Source organism: Micromonospora sp. IBHARD004 (assembly GCF_052814115.1).
In genome coordinates this window covers 6,355,297-6,375,237 of the sequence record NZ_CP199934.1, presented here as the reverse complement: position 1 = coordinate 6,375,237, position 19,941 = coordinate 6,355,297, and the positions used below count along the sequence as shown (strand labels likewise).

Here is a 19,941-nt window from a genome sequence, read left to right as displayed (position 1 = left end):
CCCCGGTCGCCGCGTGCCCGGAGGGGGAGGACATGTCGGACGCGGAGCTGACCGTCGAGGGGACCGGCCCGGTGGCGACGGTGGTGATCCGGAACCCGGCTCGCCGCAACGCGATGACGGCCGCGATGTGGCGGCAGCTCCCGGTGCTGCTCGACGGGCTGGAGGCGGACCCGGCGGTGCACGCGCTGGTGCTCACCGGCGCGGACGGCACGTTCTGCGCCGGGGCCGACCTCGGCGACCTGGACGAGCTGCTGGACGCCGGGGACGCCAGCATCGCGGTCACCGCCGAGGAGCGGCTGGCCACCTTCGCCAAGCCGACGGTGGCCGAGATCCGGGGCGCCTGCGTCGGCGGTGGCGCCCAGCTCGCCGTCGCCTGTGACCTGCGGATCGCCGCCGTCGACGCCCGGTTCGGCGTACCCCCGGCGCGGTTGGGGCTGGTCTATCCCGCGCCGACCACCCGACGGCTGGCCCGGCTGGTGGGGCCGTCGGCCGCCAAGCACCTCCTCTTCACCAGCGAGCTGATCGACGCCGAGCGGGCGCTGCGGGTCGGCCTGGTCGACGAGGTGCTGCCGCCCGACGCGCTGTCGGCCCGGGTCGCGGCGATCACCGCCGCCGTCGCGCAGCGCTCCCGGCTGACCGTCGCGGCGGCCAAGGAGATCGTCGACGGCCGGGCCGACGAGGACCGGATCGCCTGGTGGCACGGGCAGGTCCGGGCCAGCGGCGAGGCCCGGGAGGGAGTGGCGGCGGCCAACGAGCGCCGGCCGCCGCGCTTCGGCTGGGTGCCGCCCGCCGGTCACTGACCGCCGTCTGACACGGACGGGCTGAGGGGCCGGCGGGCGCCGCGCCGGAGGCGTACCCCCGACGCGGCCCCCTGTGCCCGCCGGCCGGTCCGTCACCGCCCGGCGAGCGCCGCCCAGCTCGGCGTCGCCGCCTCCCGCCGCAGCGGCATGCCCGCCTCGGCCGGGGTCCGGTCGCCCTTGCGCTGGTTGCACTCGTAGCAGGCGGCGGTGGTGTTCTTCCAGGTGTTCCGGCCGCCGCGCGAGCGGGGCAGGATGTGGTCGATGGTGCTGGCCGGGGCGTCGCAGTAGGCGCAGCGCCGGCCGTCGCGGCGCAGCACCCCGGCCCGGGACCACGCCGGCCCGGCGCTGAACCGCCAGCGGGTGACCACGTACCGGACGAGGCGGACCACCCGGGGCAGCGGGAAGACCCCGATCAGCTGGTCCGGCTCGGCCTCGTGGATCTCAGCGACCCGCCGGCAGAGCATCCGGATCGCGTGCTGGACGGTGACCCGGTGCAGCGGGCCGAGGTCGGCGTTGACGACGAGGACGGCGTCCACCGGGCACTCCCTTCTCACGAACGACGGTGGTAAGCGGTCCGGACAGCGAAAAGCCGCCCGGTCCGGCGATCGGACGGGCGGCGGGACCGCGTGCGGGCACGCGTCAGTCGGGCCACCCGATGATGGGACCTTCGGCTCGGCAACCGTCGCTGAGCAGCCACGACGTCGCGGTGGTGACGTGCGGCTTCGACATCGACGGCTCCCGGAGCGGTGGTTGACCTTGCCCGGTCACGGTAGATCCACGCCGGTGAGGCGGGCAACGGATTTCGATCCGCGCCGCGCCGGCTGGCGGGGAACCGGGCTCATCGCCGGCCGGCGAGCAGGCCGCGGGGGCGGATCGAGCGGACCGGCTCGGCCGCCGCGCCCTCGGCGCGCAGGATGTGGTTCGCGGCGAGGATCCCGGTGGCCGCCGAGCGCTCCATCAACGCGCTCGGGAACTCCGTGGCGATGCCGTCCCCGGCCAGGTAGAGGCCGTCGGCGTCGGTGCGTACCCCCGGCCGCCAGGCGTGGCTGCCCGGGGTGAACGCGGGGGCCTGCGCCTCCACCCGGGCACGCAGCTCCCGGACCCGCAGCCCGGCCGCCTCCGGCCAGAGCCGGACCAGCTCCGCCCGCATCCGCTCGGCCAGCTCGTCGGCCGGCACGTCCGGCTCGCAGGCGTACGCGTGCAGCTCCACCACCGAGCCGCCGGTGCGCTCCGCCCAGCGGCGCGGCTCGTTCTCCAGCCGGTGGTAGAGGGTCACCGAGTCGAGAGTGGACTGCCGGGACACCCCGCTGAAGACCGCCCGGTCGGCGCGGACGTCCCCGTCCATCCAGTACCGCGCCACCGCGTACGGCGGACCGGGCCGGCCGAACGCGGGCATCCGCGCCACCAGCTCCGGCGCCACCGCGGCCAGGCCGGGCGAGGCCGCGGCCAGCGCGGCCAGCGCGGGCGGGTCGACGGCGAGCACGACGTGCCCGGCGGCGTACGGCGAGCCGTCCGTGGCGGTCACCCGCCAGCCCGCCGGCTCCCGGTCCAGCCGCGCGGCGGCGACGCCGGTGACCACCCGCCCGGCGTGCTTCTCGACGTGCCGGGCCAGCGGCTCCCAGATCGCCGTGGCGTAGTCCTCGTCCGGGCAGTCGAAGGTCAGCCCCTCCGGGTTGCCGAGCAGGTAGAAGTGGAACTGGGCGATCATCTCGGCGGCCGACATCTCCGCCTCGTGGTTGAAGAACGAGTGCGAGAAGACCTCGAAGAGCATCGCCCGGGCCCGGTCCGGCAGCCGCAGCGAGCTGAGCAGCTCGTCCGCCGTCATCCGGTCGAACTCGGCGTAGGTGCGCACCGGGTCGTAGTTGAGCAGCGGCAGCGCCGCGTCCCGGTCCATCCCGCGCAGGTCGGCCAGGCGGAGGCTCGGGCTGCGCAGCAAAAGGGCGAGCAGGTTCGCCGGCGGGGCCGGCGGCAGCTTGCCGAACTCCTCGGTGGGCCACTGCTCGCTCAGGATCGGGTAGCCGGGGACCGGCTTGAGGAAGCCCAGGTCCGGGTCGATCCGGCGGAGGATCGACCGCCAGTTGTAGTACTGCCGGAAGAACGCGTGGAAGCCGTGCTCGTTGCGCTGCGCCCCGTCCGTCAGGGCCTCCGGCCAGGCGCCCAGCCGCCCGCCCAGGGTGGGCGCGGCCTCCAGCACCGTCACGTCCACCCCGCGCTCGGCCAGCACCACCGCCGCCGACATGCCGGCGATCCCGCCGCCGACCACCACCGCCGCGGCCGGGCGCGGCACGCGGGGGGCGCCGCCACCGCCGGGGTCCACCACGTGCTGCCGTACGCCGATCAGCCGACCGACCACTCGCGACAACGCCATGGGCACCTCTTCGACGGCGACTGGCCTCCAGTCTGCCCGGTCACGCCTCCGGTGGCAGCAGACAGCGCCGCTCGCGGTCCGAGGCGGGCCAGACGTACTCCAGGTCGGGCGGGGTCTCGCCGAACCGCGGGCCGTAGTGCGCGGGGTCCTTGCGCAGCAGCGACGAGCGGTGGCTCAGGTGCAGGTCGTCGCGGCCCAGCCAGGGCGGCAGCTCACCGGCCCCGGCCAGCTCGGCCTGGGTGCGGACGGTGGTGACGCCGCAGGCGGTGGCGAGGTCGGTGACCATGGTGGCCGCGCAGGTGTCCGCCCGGCCCGGCTCGCACCAGACCGCGCAGACGTCCAGCCCGTACCGGGTGAGCGCCTCCTCGTAGCCGGCCCACATCTGCACCGCCGGGTGGTTGCGCCAGCCGTAGTCCGGGCGGGTCAGCCCGCGCAGCACCTGGATCGTCTCCACCCGTTGCTTGCCCAGCCGCCTCTGGTCCAGGGTCCGGGCGCTCGCCAGGAAGTCCGGATACGGGAGGAACGTCTGCATGCCGCTGCTCTACCCGTCCCGGCGTACGGCATGCCTTCATGATCGCGGGGCTGCGCGCGCTGCGAGCGGCTGACTACGATCCGGGTATGGCCGAGCCCCTGCGCGATCGCGCCCGCCGCGCGACCGGCTGGCGGCTCCGGATGAACGGCGACGGCGGTCCGCACTTCGTGGTCTGCGGCTCCGACCCGCTCGCCTACTGGGTGGTCAGGTCACTGCTCGCCACCGAGTCACCCGCCGGCCGGGTCCGGGTCACCCTGGTCGTGCCCGAGCGCCGCCGCTCCGACGGGCCGGACGGCCGCGACATCGAGGGCGTCCAGGTGATCCGGGCCGACCGGCTGGACGAGACGGCGTTCCGCCGGGCCGGGCTGGCGGGCGCGGACGGGCTGGCCCTGCTGCACCAGGACGACGTCGGCAACATGCACGCCGCGCTCTGCGCCCAGGAGGTCGAGCCGCGGCTGCGCCTGGTGGTGCGGATGTTCAACACCAGCCTCGCCAACGGCGTACGGCAGCTCTTCCCCGACTCGGCGGTGCTCTCCGACGCCTCCATGGCCGCCCCGGCCTTCGTGGCCGCCGCGCTCGGCGAGCTCGCCCCCACCCACTTCCGGCACGCCGGGCGGACCCTCTACGTGGCCCGGCGCGCCGACGTGCGCCCCGAGGACGTGGTCTGCGGCCTGGCCGTCACCACCGACCCCGACCTGGTCCGGGTCCTCCCGGCGGACGAGCCGGCGGCCGACGTGGTGCTGGCCGAGGCGACCGGGCAGCCGCCCGGCACCGAGCTCGCCGCCCGCCGGCTGGTCCGGGCCCGGCGCCGGCGCCAGCCCGTCGCGGTGCTGCTCCGCGCGGTCCGGAGCTTCGCCACCCGCAAGATCGGCATCGCGGTGATGCTGCTGCTGGCGGTGATCGCCGTGCTCGGCTGGCTCAACGGCCGCGCGGTCGACGTGAGCTGGACGGAGGCGCTCTACCTGACGCTGGTCACCACCCTCAGCGGGCAGGACCCGGACGCCACCAAGCCGGCCGCCGCGCAGGTCATGCAGGTGGTGCTCAACCTCGCCGGGCTGGCGCTGATCCCGTTGATCACTGCGGTGGTGGTGGACGGCATCGTCAACGCCCGGCTGGCCCTGCACGCCGGCCGGATCCAGCCGGACCGCTCCGGGCACGTGGTCGTCGTCGGGCTCGGCAACATCGGCACCCGGGTGATGGCCCAGCTGCAGGACTTCGGGGTCGAGGTGGTGGCCATCGACAAGGTCGCGGACGCGCGCGGGGCGGCCCTCGCGCACCGGCTCGGCGTGTCGATGGTCGTGGGCGACGCGGGGCTGGAGGAGACCCTCCGGGCCGCCTCCGTCGACACCTGTCAGGCGCTGGTGGTGGTCTCCACCGACGACGGCACCAACCTGCGCGCAGCGCTGAACGGCCTGGCGCTCAACGCCGAGCTGCGCGTGGTGCTCCGGCTCTTCGACGGCGACTTCGCCGAACGGATCCAGAAGGCGTTCGGCATCGGCATCTCGCACAGCGTGTCCTACCTGGCCGCGTCCTCCTTCGCTGCCGCCCTGCTGGACCGGGCGGTGATCGCCACCATCCCCGTCGGCCGGCACGCGTTGCTGGTCACCGAGGTGCCGGTGGTCGCCGGCTCCCCGCTCGACGGCCGTCCGCTCGCCGCGGTGGCCCGCCCCGGCGAGGTGCGCCTGCTCGCGCACACCCGGGCCGGCCAGAAGACCGACTGGACCGCCGATCCCCGGATGGTGATCTCGGCGGGGGACCGGTTGACCGTGGTGGCCCGACGGGCCGGGCTGAGCGCCCTGCTCCGCGAGACCACCCCGCCCGCGGAGCCGGCCCCGGCCGGCGCGCCGGTGCCCAGGCAGCCCGAGGAGGGCTGAGCCCGGTTCAGCTGCGTCCGGCGCGGATGTGGCGCAGGGCGTACCAGGCGGCGCCGAGGGCGAGGACGCCGAAGCCGGAGAGCACGCTGGCCGGCGGGAGGTTGACCGCGAGCACCAGGCAGCCGACCAGCCCCAGCGCGGCGAGCAGCTGCACCGGGACCTTGCGGCCCGGCTCCCGGCCGAGGGTGAGCGCGGAGGCGTTGGCGATCGCGTAGTAGACCAGCACCGTGCAGCTGGAGAAGCCGATCGCGCCGCGCACGTCGCCGAGGGCCACCACGACGATCACCACGGCGGCGACGGCCAGCTCGGCGCGGTGCGGCACCCGGTAGCGGGGGTGCACGGCGGCCAGGGCGCCGGGCAGGTCGCGACGGCGGGCCATCGCCAGCGTCGTCCGGCCCACCCCGGCGAGCAGGGAGAGCAGCACCCCGGTCACCGCCACGGTCGCGCCGGCCCGGACCAGCCAGGCCAGGCCGGGGAGCCCGGCGGCGGTCACCACCTCGGCCAGCGGGGCGGCGGAGGCGGCCAGCCGCTCCTCGCCGAGCACGCCGAGCGCGACGACGGCCAGCACCAGGTAGATCGCCAGCACGACGCCGAGCGCCAGCGGCACCGCGCGGGGGATGGTCCGCTCCGGTTCGCGTACCTCCTCGCCGAGGGTGGCGATCCGGGCGTACCCGGCGAAGGCGAAGAAGAGCAGGCCGGCGGCGGTCAGCACGCCCCGGATCCCGGTGCCGGCGAGGCCGTCCAGCCGGTCCGCCGCGATGTGCGGCGCGCCGGTCACCGCGACCAGGGCGAGCACCGCCAGCACGAGGCCGACCAGCGCACGGGTCGCCGCCGCGGTCTTGCCGATGCCGCGCACGTTCACCGCGGTCACCGCCACCACCGCGGCGACCGCGACGAGCCGCGCCCGCCCCGGCCACAGGTACGCCCCGATGGTCAGCGCCATCGCCGCGCAGCTCGCCGTCTTGCCGACCACGAACCCCCAGCCGGCCAGGAAACCGGCGAACGGGTGCAGCCGTTCCCGGCCGTAGACGTACGTCCCGCCGGACTCCGGGTAGCGGGCGGCGAGCCGGGCCGAGCTGGTCGCGTTGCACCAGGCGATGAAGCCGGCCAGCGCCAGCGCGATGATCAGCCCCGCACCGCCGGCCGCCGCGGCGGCCGGGGCGAAGACCACGAAGACGCCCGCGCCGAGCATCGACCCCAGACCGATGACGACCGCGTCGGGTACGCCCAGCCGCCGCCTCAGTTGATCCACGAGCGCAGGCTAGGGGACCGAGGTGAACGGGCGGTCCCAGTTCCGTAACCGGCCGGGCAGCGGCAGGTCGTCCCAGGGCAGCCGGTGCAGCAGCCGGTCCAGCAGCAGCCCGAGCAGCAGCCCGGCGACCGAGTCGGTCAGCCAGTGCCAACCCAGGTAGGTGGTGGTGCAGAACACGATCACCGGCGGCAGCACGCGGACCGCGGTGATCAGGTGGTCCGGTACCGGGCGGTGCAGGGTGCGCAGCAGCGCGGGAAGCAGCAGCGCAAGAATTCCGTACCAGACGATCGAGTTGGCCACGTGCCCCGACGGGTAGGACACCCCGTACGGGCCGTCGGTGTGGAAGATCTGGACGGTGTCCGGTTCCGGCAGGTAGGGCGGCTTGACGCTGGCGGTGGGTGCGGCCCGGTCGGACCAGAGCTTCAGCGGCCCGATGGTCAGGACCGTCAGCACGAACGCGACCACCGGCGGTAGCACCGGCCGGATCGACCTGAGGCGGACGGCCACCAGCACGCCGAGCCCCGCCGCGAGCAGGGTCAGCGGCGTCCCCTGGCCGAGATAGTTGAGCACCCGCGCCACCCAGTACGCCGCCGCCGGCCGGTGCGCCTCCGCCCAGTCGGCGACCGCGCGGTCGAGGCCGAGGAAGTGGCCGCTGGCGAGCGCCACGGTCAGCCCGACCAGGGCGGCGAGCAGCAGTGCGTCGTACCACCACCCGGCCGGTCGGACCGGTCGGAGCCGGACGGTGCCGCGTACTCCCGTGGTCTCCCGCACGCGACCACGCTACCGGCCGCCCACCGCGCCGGCCCCGCGCGGGCGTCGGCCGCTGTGGGCCCAGCCACGAAGGGAAGCGCTCCGGCGGGGCAGCCGTCACACTTGTCCCCGTGCGGATCACCTCGGCCCTCGTCGACCCGGCGCTGCTCGACCTTCCCTGGTCGACCCCGCTGGAGGAGTGGCCTGCCCAGCACCTGGTCGCGCTGCCCCAGGGCATCTCGCGGCACATCGTGCGGTTCGTCCGCCTCGGCGAGTACGTCTACGCGGTGAAGGAGACCGGCGAGCGGGTCGCCGAGCGGGAGTACGACCTGCTCCGCGCGTTGGAGCGGATCGACTTCCCGTCGGTGGAGGCGATCGCGATCGTGGCCGACCGGCAGACCGACGACGGCGAGCCGCTGGACCCGGTGCTGATCACCCGGCACCTGCAGTTCTCGCTGCCCTACCGGGCACTCTTCTCCAACATGCTCCGCCCGGAGACGATGAACCGGCTGCTGGACGCGTTGGCCGCGCTGCTGGTGCGGATGCACCTGACCGGCTTCTTCTGGGGCGACTGCTCGCTGTCGAACACCCTGTTCCGCCGGGACGCCGGTGCGTTCGCCGCCTACCTGGTGGACGCCGAGACCGGGGCCCTGCACAGCTCCCTCTCCAACGGCCAGCGGGGTGAGGACCTGGAGATCGCCCGGGTGAACATCTTCGGCGAGGCGCTGGACCTCCAGGCCGCCGGGCTGCTGCACGAGTCGATCGACCCCGAGATGGTCTGCGAGGAGGTCGTGCAGCGCTACGAGCGGCTCTGGCATGAGATCACCTACGAGCAGCAGGTCGAGCGGGAGGCCCGGCACGACATCGAGGGGCGGATCCGCCGCCTCAACGAGCTGGGTTTCGACGTCGCCGAGGTGGCCCTGTCGACGGTCGACAACGGGCGTTACCTGGTCCGCCCCAAGGTGGTCGACGCCGGCTACCACACCCGCCGGCTGCTCCGGCTGACCGGTTTGGACGCCGAGGAGAACCAGGCCCGCAAGCTGCTCAACGACCTGGACGCGTACCGGGTGGAGAGCGATCTGACCGACGAGCAGCAGGCGGCGCACCGCTGGCTCACCGAGGTCTTCGAGCCGGTGGTCCGGGCGGTCCCCGCCCACCTGCGCCGCAAGCTGGAGCCGCAGGAGCTCTTCGCGCAGATCATCGAGCACAAGTGGCTGCTCTCCGAGCGGGCCGGCCGGGACGTCGGCATGGGCCCGGCGGTGCAGTCGTTCCTGGCCGACGTGCTGGTGCACCGCCCCGACGAGCAGGCCGTCCTCGGCGTCGAGGTCCCCGCCGCCGGCTGACACCCGGCCCTGCGCCGGCCCCCGGAGCCTGGCTCCGCCCGGTCAGTCCACCCAGGAGCCGGCGCGCATCACCCGCACCACGTTGAGGTCGTCGTCGAGGAGCACCAGGTCCGCGCGGAGGCCGGGCTGGAGCGCGCCGACCCGGTCGCCGAGGCCGATGGCCCGGGCCGGGGTGGTGGCGACCATCCGGCAGGCGTCCGGCAGGGCGATGCCGGCCGCCACGGCGTGCCGCAGGGCGGCGTCCATGGTCAGGGTGCTGCCGGCGATCGCGCCGCCCCCGGCCAGCCGGGCCACCCCGTCGGCCACGGTGACCTCCTGACCACCCAGCTCGTACTCGCCGTCGGGCATGCCGGCGGCGGCCATCGCGTCGGTGATCAGGGCGGCCCGCTCCGGGCCGGCGACCGAGGTGGCGAAGCCGAGCATGCCGTCGTGCAGGTGGACGCCGTCGGCGACCAGCTCGCAGACCACGTTCGGCGCGTCGAGCAGGGCCACCACCGGGCCCGGCTCCCGGTGGTGCACCGGGCGCATGCCGTTGAACAGGTGGGTGCCCACACTGGCGCCGGCCGCCACGGCGGCCCGGGTCTGCTCCCAGGTGGCGTCCGTGTGGCCCACGGCGGCGACCACGCCGTGCGCGGTGAGCAGCTTGATCGCGTCCAGCGCGCCGTCCCGCTCCGGGGCCAGGGTGACCATCCGGACCGCGCCCGCGCCCACCTCGATCAGCTCGGCCAGCTCCTCGGTGGACGGGTCGCGGAGGAACTCCGGGTTCTGCGCGCCGCAGCGGTCCGCCGACAGGTACGGCCCCTCGAAGTGGATGCCGGCCAGCACGCCGGCGTCGACCAGCGGGCGGTAGGCGGCGGTGGCGTCCCGCATCAGCGTGAAGGGGGAGCTGACCAGACTGGCCAGCAGCGTCGTGGTGCCGTGCCGCAGGTGGAACGCGGCGGCCTCGCGGGCCGAGTCGGCGTCGCCGGTGGTGAAGGTGTGCCCGCCGCCGCCGTGGGTGTGCATGTCGACGAAGCCCGGCACGATCCAGTGCCCGTCGCGCACCGACGGGTACTCCGCGACCGCCCGGATCCGGTCGCCGGCGATCTCCACGCAGCCCTGCCGGATCACGCCGGTCGGGGTCACCACCTTGCCGTTCACCCGCAGGGTCATCAGCTCTCCTCCAGAGTCCGAGGGGTCAGGGCCGGGGCCGGGCGTCCAGGGCCAGCAGCGCGGCGCCGAGGCAGCCGGCCTCGTCGCCCAGGGCCGCCGCGACCAGGCGCGGCTCCCGGTGGAACGTCAACCGCTCGCGCAGCGCCCCGCGCAGCGGGTCCAGCAGCCGGGGACCGGCCTGGGCCAGCCCGCCGCCGATCACGATGGTCGCCACGTCGAAGAGGGCCTGGCCGGTGGCGAGCCCGTCGGCGAGCGCCTCGACGGCCTCGCGCCAGACCCGACCGGCCAGCGGTTCACCGGCCGCCGCCCGCTCCGCCACCTCGGCGGCGGTCGCCGGCGCGCCGGCCAGCGCCGCGTACCGGCGGCCGATCGCGGCGGCCGACGCCACCGCCTCCAAGCAGCCGGGGCGACCGCAGCCGCAGCGCGGGCCGTCGGGGCGTACCAGGATGTGGCCGATCTCCCCGGCGGCGCCGTGCGCGCCGACGGCGGCCGACCCGTCGACCACGTGGGCGGCGGCGATGCCGGTGCCGATCGCGACGAAGAGCACGTGGCCGGCGCCGCGCCCGGCGCCGAGCCGGGCCTCCGCCAGGCCGCCCGCGCGCACGTCGTGGCCGAGCGCCGTGGGCAGGCCGAGCCGCGTCTCCGCCAGCTCCCGCAGCGGTACGTCCCGGAAGCCCACGTTCGCCGACCAGACCGCCACCCCGCGAGCCTCGTCCACCACCCCCGGTACGGCGATGCCGCAGGCCACCGGCGTCAGCCCGTCGGCGCGGGCCTTGCCGGCCAGCCCCTCGGCGACCGCCAGGACCGTGTCGACCACGGCGTCCGGGCCGCGCCCGGCGTCGGTGGGGTGTCGTTCGGCGTGCACCACCACGCCGTCCGGGCGGACCAGGGCGCACTTCATCCCGGTGCCGCCCACGTCCAGCGCGACGACGACCGGGGTGGCTGCGGTCACGCCAGGACCACGGAGCGGGTCAGGTGACGGGGCGCGTCGGGGTCGAGGCCGCGGCTGGTGGCGAGCGCGACGGCGAACCGCTGGGCGAGGATCAGGTCGGCCATCGGGTCGACCGGGGTACGCCCGGCCGCCCAGCTGGTCAGCACGGTCCGGCAGCCGTGGGTGCGGCTGTGCACGAACGTGGCCCCGGTGGCGGCGACGTCCTCGGGCAGCCCGTCAGGGATCCCGCCGAACGCCCAGACCAGCCGGCCCGGCGCGGCCACCGAGATCGGGCCGTGCCGGTAGTCCATCGCCGGGTACGCCTCGGCCCAGAAGGTGGCGGCCTCGCGGCACTTCAGCGCGGCCTCCTGGGCCAGCCCGACCGTCCAGCCGCGACCGAGGAAGGTGACCTGCTCGATCCCGGCCGGGTCGATCGGCAGTGGGGCCCGGACGGCCACCTCGGCGTCGGCGACCAGCCGGCCCAGGTCGTCGCCGAGGTGGGCGCGGAGCAGCGCCAGGGCGCTGGTGGCGAACCGGGTCTGCACCACCGACCGCTCGTCGGCGAAGGGCATGGTCACCGCCGCGTCGGCCAGCGCGACCGCCGGGGAGCCGGGGTCACCGACGAGCACCGTGGTGGGCACCTGGCCGCGCAGCGCGGCCAGCAGCTCCAGCACCTCGGTGGTGGTGCCGGAGCGGGTGATCGCGATGAGCCGGTCGTAGCGGCGGCCGGTGGGGAACTCGGAGGCCTGGAAGGCGTCGGTCTCGCCCTGGCCGGCGTGCTCGCGCAGCCCGGCGTACGCCATCGCCATGAACCACGACGTGCCGCAACCGACGACGGCGACCCGCTCGCCGGGGCGTGGCAGGCGGTCGGCGACGGTCGGGGCGAGCTGCGCCGCCTCCCGCCAGCAGTCGGGCTGGCTCGCGATCTCCGCGTGCACGTACGCCATGACAACTCCTCGCAGGGGAGACCGTTGCGCAATACGGCTCGTTATGGCCGTCTTTCGCGCGTTATTCTGCGCGAGCCCGGGTGGCCGTGGCAACCAACTCCCAGATCGCGCAGCTCAAGGTTTTGCGTACCGGTAGTTTCGCGCACTACTGTGCACGCAATCAATCACCGTCCGTGCAGAGTCTCTGGAGGCCCCCGCGGTGGACCGCTACGCCCGATGGAACGCGCTGCTCGAGATGCTGACCGACAGCGGTCGGGTCAGCGTCGAGGAGGCAGCCGAGCGCCTGGACGTCTCCCAGGCGACCATCCGGCGTGACTTCGACCAGCTCGCCCAGCAGCAGATGATCACCCGGACCCGGGGCGGCGCGGTGGCCAACGGCGTCTCCTACGACCTGCCGCTGCGCTACAAGACCGCCAAGCACTCGGCCGAGAAGCAGCGGATCGGGGCGGCCGCCGCGGCGCTGGTGACCCCCGGGACCGTGGTCGGCCTCAACGGCGGCACCACCAGCACCGAGGTGGCCCGGGCGCTGGCCGTCCGGCCGGATCTGAACACCAGCGCGGAGGGCGCCCAGCTCACCGTGGTCACCAACGCCCTGAACATCGCCAACGAGCTGCTGGTCCGCTCGCGGATGAAGGTGGTGGTGGCCGGCGGCGTGGTCCGGCCCAAGTCGTTCGAGCTGGTCGGCCCGCTGGGCGGGGCGCTGCTGCGCGAGGTGACCCTGGACGTCGCCCTGCTCGGCGTGGACGCGATCGACCCGCAGCTCGGCGCCGCCGCCCACCACGAGGGCGAGGCGGCGATGAACAACCTGATGGTGGCCCGGGCCAAGCGGGTGGTGATCATCGCGGACTCGTCCAAGTTGGGCGGTCACGCGTTCGCCCGGATCTGCTCGGTGGACCGGGTGGAGACGCTGGTCACCGACTCCGGCGCCGCGCCGGCCGTGGTGCAGGCCTTCCGCGACGCGGGCGTGCACGTCGTCTGCGCCTGAGGCGAAATCCGGGAAACCCCGATGCATACCCGGTACTGTCTGTCGCTGCATACCGCGTATGGTGTCCGCTGTCACCATCACTCATCGGGGGAGGTCAGCTTGTCGGCTGTCCTGGAGATAGAAGGTCTCCGCAAGACGTACCGGAGTCGTCGACGCGGGGTACGGCACGCGCTCGACGGCTTCGACATGCGGGTCGAGGCGGGCCAGGTGCACGGCTTCCTCGGCCCCAACGGCTCCGGCAAGACCACCACCCTGCGGACGCTGCTCGGCCTGATCCGGCCGAACGGCGGCCGGATGGCGATCCTCGGCCACGAGGTGCCGCAGGCGCTGCCGGCCGTCGCCGGCCAGATCGGGGCGATCGTGGAGAGCCCGCAGTTCTTCCCGCACTTCTCCGCGCGGGACACCCTCGGCCTGCTCGCCGGTGCCGGGCACCTGCCCCGGCAGCGGGTCGACGAGGTGCTGGAGCTGGTCGGGCTCCGCGACCGGGCCGGCGAGCGGGTGAAGACCTACTCGCTCGGCATGAAGCAGCGGCTGGCGGTCGCCTCCGCGCTGCTCAAGAACCCGAAGCTGCTGATCCTCGACGAGCCCGCCAACGGCCTCGACCCGGGCGGCATCCGCGAGATGCGCACCCTGATGCGGGACCTGGCCGCCGCCGGCATGACCGTGGTGCTCTCCAGCCACATCCTCGGCGAGATCCAGCTCATCTGCGACTCGGTCACCATCATCTCGCTGGGCCGCCGGGTCGCCTTCGGCCCGGTCGAGCAGGTGCTCGCGGAGCACTCGCAGGGCGCGGTCCGGGTCCGCCTGGAGGCGGTCACCGACCTGCCGCGGGCCGCCGACGTGCTCACCCGGGCGGGGGTGCGGGTCGCCGCCGAGCCCGACCACCTGATGCTCGCCGGCGTCGACAAGCCGGCCACGGTCAGTCGCCTCCTCGCCGAGCAGGGCCTGTACGTCAGCGAGCTGGCCCCGGTCGCCGTCGACCTGGAGAGCGTCTTCCTCGAACTGACCGCCACCGCGCCGGTACCCGGCCAGCACCGGCAGGTCGACCAGTCCACGAAGGTCGGTGAGCCGGGGGCCGGCGCCACCGGGGGAGGTTGGGGCGCATGAGCCTGTACGTCACCGAGCTGCGTCGGCTGGCCAAGCGCCGGCTCACCCGGCTGCTGCTGGTCCTGCTCGTCCTCGGGCTGGCCGGCATCGCCACCGCCTTCAGCTTCTCCAGCCACAAGCTCTCCCCGGCCGTGGTCGCGCAGGCGCAGGCGAGGTCCGACGCCGACTACCGGCAGGCGGTGAAGGACTGGGAGCGGTCGGTCGCCGAGTGCGACGCCGCCGCCGCGCGCAGCGAGAAGACCGAGGACCGGTACGGCCCCGACTGCGGCCGGCAGTGGCAGCCGCAGCCGGAGATGTTCGACCCGAAGTGGAACCTGCCGTACCAGTTCGACTTCCGCGGCGAGTTCGCCACCTTCATCGCCGTCTTCGCGGGCGCGGTCGCGCTCTTCGCGTTCCTGGTCGGCGCGTCGTTCGTCGGGGCCGAGTGGAGCACCGGCGGGATGATGAACCTGCTGCTCTGGCGACCGAAGCGACTCGCCGTGCTCGGCACCAAGCTGGCCGCCGTGCTGACCGCGCTGCTCGGGGTGACCCTCGTGCTCGGGGCACTCTGGACGCTGGCCTTCTGGCTGATCGGCACCTACCGGGGCAGCACCGCGAAGGTGACCTCCGGGGTGTGGCAGTCCACGGCGATCAGCGGCGTCCGGGCGCTGGCCCTGGTGCTGGCGGTGGGGGCAGTGGCCTTCGCGCTCGCCTCGCTGGGCCGGCACACCGCGATGGCCCTCGGCGCCGCGGTCGGCGTCGGCGTGATCAGCGAGGTCGGCATCCGGATCGCCGTCACGATGGCGGGGGTGCGCTTCGGGGACCGCTACGTCCTCTCCACCTACGCGCTGGCGTGGTTCCAGAAGCAGTGGAAGCTGATCGACTACCGGTCCTGCGAGTTCGCCCAGGGGCAGTGCAATCCGAAGGAGATGCTGATCACCTGGCAGGACTCCGCGCTGGTGCTCGGCCTGGGCGGCGCGCTGGTGCTGGTAGCCGCCTTCTGGACGATGCGGCGCCGGGACATCTCCTGACGGTGGCCGCTCCGGACACCGCGTCCGATGCGACCGGGGCGGACCCTGGTTAGGCTGGGGTCCCCCCGGTCGGTGCCACCGCACCGGCCCCCGCCCTCCCGAGGAGCGCCATGTCCGCCGACGCCTCCGCGGCCGCCACCGACCGGCCCGAGCCGTCCGGGCGCGTCGACGTCGAGCGTCGGCAGGGCGGCGGGGTGGTGGTCCCCCCACCGCGTTCCGCTCCCGCGGTCGAGGCCGATCCAACAGCGGTGACGGAGCCCGCGGAGCGGGTCGGGGCGGCCGAGGGCGTCCCCCCGGACGGACCGGTCGCGGAGGCCGGGCTGACCGAGCGGGAACGGCGGATCCTCGCCTTCGAGCAGCAGTGGTGGAAGCACGCCGGGGTCAAGGAGCAGGCCATCCGGGACACCTTCGGGCTCTCCGCGACCCGTTACTACCAGCTGCTCAATGCGCTGCTCGACCATCCGGCCGCGCTGGCCGCCGAGCCGGTGCTGATCGGCCGGCTGCGCCGGCTACGCTCCTCGCGGGCACGCAACCGGCGTCGCTGACCGGTTCACTTCTCGTACGTGCGCAATCCGTTGCCGATCGCGAAGAAGGTCGGTGCCCACTCCCCGATGAAGATGCCCCAGCGGTCCGCCCGGGCGACGCCCGCCCGCTCCAGGTGCTTGGAGAGGAACCAGCTGGTGAAGGAGAGCCCGACGCTCGCGAATCCGGCCAGGTAGGCGTGCTCCGCTTTGAGTCCCGACTCGTGCAGCCGTGCCAACATGCGATCCCCCTGTCGCGTCCGACGGCTCCCGGGCACGACCTCACGCCATGCCGGCGCCGGTCGGGTGGCGGCCCCGGGAGGCCAACCGCTCCTGACGCTACCGGCGATGGGTGGGGCGTACCGGCGAGTTGCCGGAGAGGGGTGTCGGTGGTCGCCCGCATGGCCCCGGCTGGGCCGGGTAGGCGGGCGGCGACGGAGGGAGTGAACGGATGGGGGCACCAGACCGCCGGTACCCGATCGGGAGCCGGCCGGCGCGGCCGGTCGGGGTGGCGCCGATGATGCGGGTACGCTCCGCCTCCGCGGCCGCGCCTGGGCGGCTGGAGAACGAGGACGTGGTCTTCCGCCTCGGCCCGCTGGTCGGGGTGCTCGACGGGGCGACCGTGCCGGAGGGGTTCGACACCGGGTGCGTGCACGGGCCCGCCTGGTACGTCCGGCACCTGGCCGCCCGGATCGGCCTGGCGCTCGCGGCCCGCCCGGCGGCCACCCTGATGAGCAGCCTCGCGGCGGCCATCCTGGCGGTCCGGGCCGACCACAGCGGCGACTGCGACCTCGGCCACCCGGGCACGCCGTCGTCCACCGTCTGTCTGCTTCGGGAGGGCGGGGAGCAGGTCGACTACCTGGTGCTCTGCGACAGCCCGCTGGTGCTGGACACCGGCGGCGAGGTGAGCGTGGTCTCCGACGACCGGCTGGACACCGCGATGGCGGACCTGCGCGGCACCGCGGCCGGCCTGCCCGGGGACGTCGATCCGGTGACCCGGTTCCGGCAGGCGGTGATGGTGCAGCGGGAGCGGATGAACCGGACGCACGGGTACTGGGCCGCCGCCGCCGACCCGGACGCCGCGTACCACGCGGTGACCGGGACGCTGCCGCTGCGCGGACCCGGGGCGCTGCGCCGGGCGGCGCTGCTCAGCGACGGCGTGTCCTGCGCGGTCGAGCAGTTCGGGCTCTTCGACTGGGCGGGGCTGCTGGACGTGGCGGCGGCAGAGGGTCCGGAGGGGCTGATCGGCCGGGTCCGGGCCGCCGAGCGCGACCACCCGGACCGGCTGCGCCGGCACAAGCGGACCGACGACGCCTCGGTGGTGTTCTGCGAGTTCGACCCGGCGGACTGACCCGGGCGCGTGACAACTGAGCGTGAGGCAGGACACGGAGGCGGTCCGACCGGCCGGTACCTTCCGCCGGACCGGCAGTCCCCGCCCAAAGGGCTGGACTCGGGCCGGTACGGACGGCAGACTGCGGCACGTGGCGGGTGCGGTACGGCTTGAGCCGGTGGACGAGCGGAACCTGGAGCCGTTGCTCTCCGTAGCGGCCGCCGAGGCGGAGCCCGAGGACGTGATGCCCCCGGTGGACGCCCCGGCCGGCTGGTCGCTCGCCCGCCGGGAGGCGTTCCGCGACTTCCACCGGGCCAGCTTCGAGGGCCTGGACGGCCCCACCCGCACCCGCATGTACGCCATCCTGGCCAGCGGCGAGGTGGTGGGGATGGTCCGGATGACCCGCTGCGATCAGCCCGGCACCGTGGAGACGGGGATGTGGCTGGGGCGTTCGGCCCGGGGGCAGGGGCTCGGCGCGGCGGCGCTGCGCGAGCTGCTGAACGCGGCCGCCGCGGCCGGCATGCGCACCGTCGTCGCCGAGACGACGCCGGACAACGCCGGTGCGATATCGGTGTTGCGGAAATGCGGCGCGCGATTGCGGGAAGATGGCGGCAAGGTGCGCGCGGAAATGTGCCTTGATTCGGCCCTGCCGGCCCTCTGAGTATTTTGCTCGCCTTGTGTCAACAATCGTCTTTTAGCTTCCCAGCCCGGCTCGTCTGACCGGTTTGCGAGACTTCACCGCCGTCGTGGCGGCTCATCCGAATGCCCTGTGACGGACCCCGCTGGAATTGCGGAGAAAGGTTTCGTGGGTAGGCCCCCGGGTACTGCCGGCCGGGTCCGCTAAAACGGGACGCCCGGTCGCAGGCCCATTTCGCGCTATTCCCCGGAGCTGTTTTCCGGCCTGCCCCACTAAGCGGTGTCCGCGTCCCCCGGGGAGCGAAGGAGAACCGATGAAGAGCGGAGCACGGGTTGCGCTGGCGGTGGGGTTCGGGTATCTCCTGGGCCGCCGCAAGAAGCTGCGTACCGCCCTCACGCTGGCCGCCGCGGTGGCCGCGGGCCGGGCCAGCCAGAACCCTGGCGGGCTGCTGAAGTACGGCACGGACCTGCTGAACTCGACCCCCCAGCTGGGCAACCTCTCCAAGCTGGGCGCCCCCCTGGCCACGGCCGGCAAGGCCGCGGCGACCGCCGCCGCCGGCAGCGGCATCGACGCCCTCAGCGGCAAGCTGCGCGGCAGCGCGGACGCGCTGCGCCGGAAGTCCGGCGGGGACCGGCCCGAGGAGGACGCCGCCGTCGAGGAGCGGTCGGCGCCCGACGAGGAGCAGGAGCTCGCCGAGCAGCCCGAGGCCGGGGACGACTACGACCGCGACGAGCGGCCGGCCGTGGCGCGTCGGCAGCGGGGGCGATGACCATGGCGGCCAATCCCAACCTCGCGGACCGGGCGCGCGACCAGCTCGGCGGGGAACTGCGCAACCTCGCCAGCGCGATCGGCGAGCGGGCGGTCCAGGTGGTGACCGAGCGGCTCACCGGTGCCACCGGCCGGCTCAGCGAGTACGCGAAGGCCGGCGGCGGGCCCGGCCTGATCGCCGCCGCCACCGGCGCGCAGAAGCTCGCCGAGGGGCACTCCCCGATGAAGGCCATGTTCCATGCCGGCCTGGCCGGCGGTAAGGAGAAGCTCATGTCGGCGTTCGGCGGTGGCGGCGGCAAGGGTGGCAAGGGCAAGAAGAAGCTCAAGGTCACCAACATCGTCGAGACCATCGAGGTCGGCGTGCCGGTCCGGGTCGCGTACAACCAGTGGACGACGTTCGGCGACTTCCCGAGCTTCATGAAGAAGGTCGAGCAGGCCGACAACGAGTCCGACGAGAAGATGACCTGGAAGGCACAGGTCTTCTGGTCGCACCGGAGCTGGGAGTCGACCATCGTCCGGCAGATCCCGGACCGCCTCATCCACTGGCGCTCGAAGGGCGAGAAGGGCTCGGTCGACGGCACGGTCAGCTTCCACGAGGTCGGCCCGAACCTGACCCGCATCCTGGTCGTGCTGGAGTACCACCCGCAGGGCCTCTTCGAGCACACCGGCAACCTCTGGCGGGCCCAGGGCCGCCGGGCCCGGCTGGAGCTGAAGCACTTCGTCCGGCACGTGATGACCCAGACCGTCCTGGACCCGGACTCGGTCGAGGGCTGGCGTGGCGAGATCGAGGACTCCCAGGTGGTCAAGGACCACGAGGCCGCGCTGCGCGAGGAGCAGGAGCAGCGCGAGCAGGAGGAGGCGGGGGCGGAGGCGCCCGAGGAGGAGCCGGAGGAGGAGCGCGAGGAGCGCCGGCCGGCCGAGCGCGGCCGCCGCCGCCCGCCGCAGCGCCGTCGTCCCCCCGAGGAGGAAGAGGAGTACGAGGCCTACGACGAGGGCGAGGACTTCGACGAGGGGTACGAGGAGGAGCCCGAGGAGGAGCAGCCGCCGCCGCGTCGCCGGCAGCCCGAGCGGGCCCGCCGCCAGCCGCCGCGGGAGGAGCGGGAGCCGCGCGAGGAGCCGCAGCGCCCCCGCCCGGCGGCCCGACGTGCTCCGGAGCCCCCGCGTCGCCCGGTGGTCCGGCGCCGGCGTGAGGAGCGTGGCGAATGACGATCGCGACGACGAGCGGCGGCCAGGGCGGCGCCCTGGAACGCGGCGGAGGCGGTGGCGGCGGGGGCACCCTCGCCGACGTGGTGGAGACCGTGCTGGACAAGGGCGTGGTGATCGACGCGCAGGTGTCGGTCGCCGTGGTCGGCATCCAGCTCCTGGAGATCAACGCCCGGATCGTGATCGCCAGCGTCGAGACGTACCTGCGGTTCGCCGAGGCGGTCGACCGGATGAGCATCACTCCGAAGAACCAGAAGGGGCTGCCTGACCTGGTGGGGGACGCGGCCGGGGCGGCGACCAAGGGCAAGGCGATCTCCGGCCTCGGGAAGGCGGCCCAGGAGATCAGCGGCGCGGTGGCGGACTCACTGAGCGACCGCGACTCCCGCCGGGAGCGGGAGCGGCCCCGCCGACGCCGGGACGAGGAGCGCTGA

The 19,941-nt window shown here is 74.5% G+C and carries 21 protein-coding genes; 12 read left to right on the top strand and 9 right to left on the bottom strand.

Annotation, left to right across the window (positions count from 1 at the left end):
• Positions 1–32: 32 nt before the first annotated feature.
• On the top strand, positions 33–800 hold the full coding sequence (locus tag ACTWO6_RS31025) for an enoyl-CoA hydratase/isomerase family protein (RefSeq protein WP_446217216.1): 768 nt from the start codon (positions 33–35) through the stop codon (positions 798–800).
• 92 nt (positions 801–892) lie between these two features.
• Here the strand turns inward: ACTWO6_RS31025 and ACTWO6_RS31020 are convergent, their stop codons facing one another.
• From ACTWO6_RS31020 to ACTWO6_RS31010, 3 genes are all read right to left on the bottom strand, one after another.
• Complete coding sequence (locus ACTWO6_RS31020) at positions 893–1,336, bottom strand: HNH endonuclease (RefSeq protein ID WP_446217215.1); 444 nt, start codon at positions 1,334–1,336, stop codon at positions 893–895.
• 302 nt (positions 1,337–1,638) lie between these two features.
• Positions 1,639–3,168 (bottom strand): FAD-dependent oxidoreductase, encoded by a 1,530-nt coding sequence (locus tag ACTWO6_RS31015; RefSeq protein WP_446217214.1) that lies wholly within the window; start codon positions 3,166–3,168, stop codon positions 1,639–1,641.
• Positions 3,169–3,208: 40 nt separating this feature from the next.
• A complete protein-coding gene (locus ACTWO6_RS31010) occupies positions 3,209–3,700 on the bottom strand; it encodes an MSMEG_6728 family protein (protein WP_446217213.1) in 492 nt (163 codons plus the stop codon).
• A gap of 86 nt (positions 3,701–3,786) precedes the next feature.
• Here ACTWO6_RS31010 and ACTWO6_RS31005 point away from each other — a divergent pair, with 86 nt between their 5' ends.
• The gene (locus ACTWO6_RS31005) at positions 3,787–5,574 is read left to right on the top strand and encodes an NAD-binding protein (protein WP_446217212.1); all 1,788 of its coding nucleotides are present in this window, start codon (positions 3,787–3,789) and stop codon (positions 5,572–5,574) included.
• Between the two features lie 7 nt (positions 5,575–5,581).
• Here ACTWO6_RS31005 and ACTWO6_RS31000 read toward each other — a convergent pair whose 3' ends face one another.
• Together ACTWO6_RS31000 and ACTWO6_RS30995 are read right to left on the bottom strand one after the other, a co-directional pair.
• On the bottom strand, positions 5,582–6,826 hold the full coding sequence (locus ACTWO6_RS31000) for an APC family permease (RefSeq protein ID WP_446217211.1): 1,245 nt from the start codon (positions 6,824–6,826) through the stop codon (positions 5,582–5,584).
• A 9-nt stretch (positions 6,827–6,835) separates the two neighbouring features.
• A complete protein-coding gene (locus tag ACTWO6_RS30995; protein ID WP_446217210.1) occupies positions 6,836–7,597 on the bottom strand; it encodes a phosphatase PAP2 family protein in 762 nt (253 codons plus the stop codon).
• A gap of 110 nt (positions 7,598–7,707) precedes the next feature.
• Between ACTWO6_RS30995 and ACTWO6_RS30990 the strand changes: the two genes are divergently transcribed.
• Positions 7,708–8,919 (top strand): DUF4032 domain-containing protein, encoded by a 1,212-nt coding sequence (locus tag ACTWO6_RS30990; protein ID WP_446217209.1) that lies wholly within the window; start codon positions 7,708–7,710, stop codon positions 8,917–8,919.
• A gap of 42 nt (positions 8,920–8,961) precedes the next feature.
• On the opposite strand, the gene nagA is transcribed toward ACTWO6_RS30990, so the two are convergent.
• Genes nagA through ACTWO6_RS30975 form a run of 3 tightly spaced genes read right to left on the bottom strand, consistent with a single transcriptional unit; the run spans position 8,962 to position 11,949 of the window.
• Positions 8,962–10,071, bottom strand: coding sequence for an N-acetylglucosamine-6-phosphate deacetylase (gene nagA, locus ACTWO6_RS30985; protein ID WP_446217208.1), 1,110 nt, complete (start codon positions 10,069–10,071; stop codon positions 8,962–8,964).
• 25 nt (positions 10,072–10,096) lie between these two features.
• Positions 10,097–10,972 carry an ROK family protein gene (locus tag ACTWO6_RS30980; protein ID WP_446220830.1) on the bottom strand — a complete coding sequence of 292 codons (876 nt, stop codon included), beginning with the start codon at positions 10,970–10,972 and terminating at the stop codon, positions 10,097–10,099.
• 47 nt (positions 10,973–11,019) lie between these two features.
• A complete protein-coding gene (locus ACTWO6_RS30975) occupies positions 11,020–11,949 on the bottom strand; it encodes an SIS domain-containing protein (RefSeq protein ID WP_446217207.1) in 930 nt (309 codons plus the stop codon).
• Positions 11,950–12,148: 199 nt separating this feature from the next.
• Between ACTWO6_RS30975 and ACTWO6_RS30970 the strand changes: the two genes are divergently transcribed.
• The 4 genes from ACTWO6_RS30970 (at position 12,149) to ACTWO6_RS30955 (ending at position 15,596) form a co-directional block, all read left to right on the top strand.
• On the top strand, positions 12,149–12,934 hold the full coding sequence (locus ACTWO6_RS30970; RefSeq protein WP_446217206.1) for a DeoR/GlpR family DNA-binding transcription regulator: 786 nt from the start codon (positions 12,149–12,151) through the stop codon (positions 12,932–12,934).
• A 186-nt stretch (positions 12,935–13,120) separates the two neighbouring features.
• Positions 13,121–14,041, top strand: coding sequence for an ATP-binding cassette domain-containing protein (locus ACTWO6_RS30965; RefSeq protein WP_446220829.1), 921 nt, complete (start codon positions 13,121–13,123; stop codon positions 14,039–14,041).
• Entirely contained in the window at positions 14,038–15,051 is a 1,014-nt protein-coding gene (locus ACTWO6_RS30960; RefSeq protein WP_446217205.1) for an ABC transporter permease subunit, read from the top strand. The genes ACTWO6_RS30965 and ACTWO6_RS30960 overlap by 4 nt, the downstream gene beginning before the upstream one ends.
• A 110-nt stretch (positions 15,052–15,161) precedes the next feature.
• A complete protein-coding gene (locus tag ACTWO6_RS30955) occupies positions 15,162–15,596 on the top strand; it encodes a DUF3263 domain-containing protein (protein ID WP_446217204.1) in 435 nt (144 codons plus the stop codon).
• Positions 15,597–15,601: 5 nt separating this feature from the next.
• Here the strand turns inward: ACTWO6_RS30955 and ACTWO6_RS30950 are convergent, their stop codons facing one another.
• On the bottom strand, positions 15,602–15,814 hold the full coding sequence (locus ACTWO6_RS30950) for a hypothetical protein (RefSeq protein WP_446217203.1): 213 nt from the start codon (positions 15,812–15,814) through the stop codon (positions 15,602–15,604).
• A 209-nt stretch (positions 15,815–16,023) separates the two neighbouring features.
• Between ACTWO6_RS30950 and ACTWO6_RS30945 the strand changes: the two genes are divergently transcribed.
• The 5 genes from ACTWO6_RS30945 (at position 16,024) to gvpJ (ending at position 19,941) form a co-directional block, all read left to right on the top strand.
• Positions 16,024–16,923, top strand: a complete 900-nt coding sequence (locus ACTWO6_RS30945; protein ID WP_446217202.1) for a hypothetical protein — start codon at positions 16,024–16,026, stop codon at positions 16,921–16,923.
• A gap of 130 nt (positions 16,924–17,053) precedes the next feature.
• The gene (locus ACTWO6_RS30940; protein WP_446217201.1) at positions 17,054–17,563 is read left to right on the top strand and encodes a GNAT family N-acetyltransferase; all 510 of its coding nucleotides are present in this window, start codon (positions 17,054–17,056) and stop codon (positions 17,561–17,563) included.
• 289 nt (positions 17,564–17,852) lie between these two features.
• The gene (locus ACTWO6_RS30935; protein WP_446217200.1) at positions 17,853–18,308 is read left to right on the top strand and encodes a hypothetical protein; all 456 of its coding nucleotides are present in this window, start codon (positions 17,853–17,855) and stop codon (positions 18,306–18,308) included.
• Positions 18,309–18,310: 2 nt separating this feature from the next.
• Positions 18,311–19,513, top strand: a complete 1,203-nt coding sequence (locus tag ACTWO6_RS30930; protein ID WP_446217199.1) for an SRPBCC family protein — start codon at positions 18,311–18,313, stop codon at positions 19,511–19,513.
• The gene (gene gvpJ / locus ACTWO6_RS30925; RefSeq protein WP_446217198.1) at positions 19,510–19,941 is read left to right on the top strand and encodes a gas vesicle protein GvpJ; all 432 of its coding nucleotides are present in this window, start codon (positions 19,510–19,512) and stop codon (positions 19,939–19,941) included. The genes ACTWO6_RS30930 and gvpJ overlap by 4 nt, the downstream gene beginning before the upstream one ends.

Excerpts from the sequence above, each read along its gene's own strand:
- ACTWO6_RS30955 (WP_446217204.1), top strand. The coding sequence starts at position 15,162 with ATGTCCGCCGACGCCTCCGCGGCCGCCACCGACCGGCCCGAGCCGTCC.
- nagA (WP_446217208.1), bottom strand. The coding sequence starts at position 10,071 with ATGACCCTGCGGGTGAACGGCAAGGTGGTGACCCCGACCGGCGTGATC.
- ACTWO6_RS31025 (WP_446217216.1), top strand. The coding sequence starts at position 33 with ATGTCGGACGCGGAGCTGACCGTCGAGGGGACCGGCCCGGTGGCGACG.
- ACTWO6_RS31005 (WP_446217212.1), top strand. The coding sequence starts at position 3,787 with ATGGCCGAGCCCCTGCGCGATCGCGCCCGCCGCGCGACCGGCTGGCGG.
- ACTWO6_RS30960 (WP_446217205.1), top strand. The coding sequence starts at position 14,038 with ATGAGCCTGTACGTCACCGAGCTGCGTCGGCTGGCCAAGCGCCGGCTC.
- ACTWO6_RS30945 (WP_446217202.1), top strand. The coding sequence starts at position 16,024 with ATGGGGGCACCAGACCGCCGGTACCCGATCGGGAGCCGGCCGGCGCGG.
- ACTWO6_RS30935 (WP_446217200.1), top strand. The coding sequence starts at position 17,853 with ATGAAGAGCGGAGCACGGGTTGCGCTGGCGGTGGGGTTCGGGTATCTC.
- ACTWO6_RS30975 (WP_446217207.1), bottom strand. The coding sequence starts at position 11,949 with ATGGCGTACGTGCACGCGGAGATCGCGAGCCAGCCCGACTGCTGGCGG.
- ACTWO6_RS30980 (WP_446220830.1), bottom strand. The coding sequence starts at position 10,972 with ATGAAGTGCGCCCTGGTCCGCCCGGACGGCGTGGTGGTGCACGCCGAA.
- ACTWO6_RS30930 (WP_446217199.1), top strand. The coding sequence starts at position 18,311 with ATGGCGGCCAATCCCAACCTCGCGGACCGGGCGCGCGACCAGCTCGGC.
- ACTWO6_RS31015 (WP_446217214.1), bottom strand. The coding sequence starts at position 3,168 with ATGGCGTTGTCGCGAGTGGTCGGTCGGCTGATCGGCGTACGGCAGCAC.
- ACTWO6_RS30965 (WP_446220829.1), top strand. The coding sequence starts at position 13,121 with ATGCGGGTCGAGGCGGGCCAGGTGCACGGCTTCCTCGGCCCCAACGGC.
- ACTWO6_RS31010 (WP_446217213.1), bottom strand. The coding sequence starts at position 3,700 with ATGCAGACGTTCCTCCCGTATCCGGACTTCCTGGCGAGCGCCCGGACC.
- gvpJ (WP_446217198.1), top strand. The coding sequence starts at position 19,510 with ATGACGATCGCGACGACGAGCGGCGGCCAGGGCGGCGCCCTGGAACGC.
- ACTWO6_RS30950 (WP_446217203.1), bottom strand. The coding sequence starts at position 15,814 with ATGTTGGCACGGCTGCACGAGTCGGGACTCAAAGCGGAGCACGCCTAC.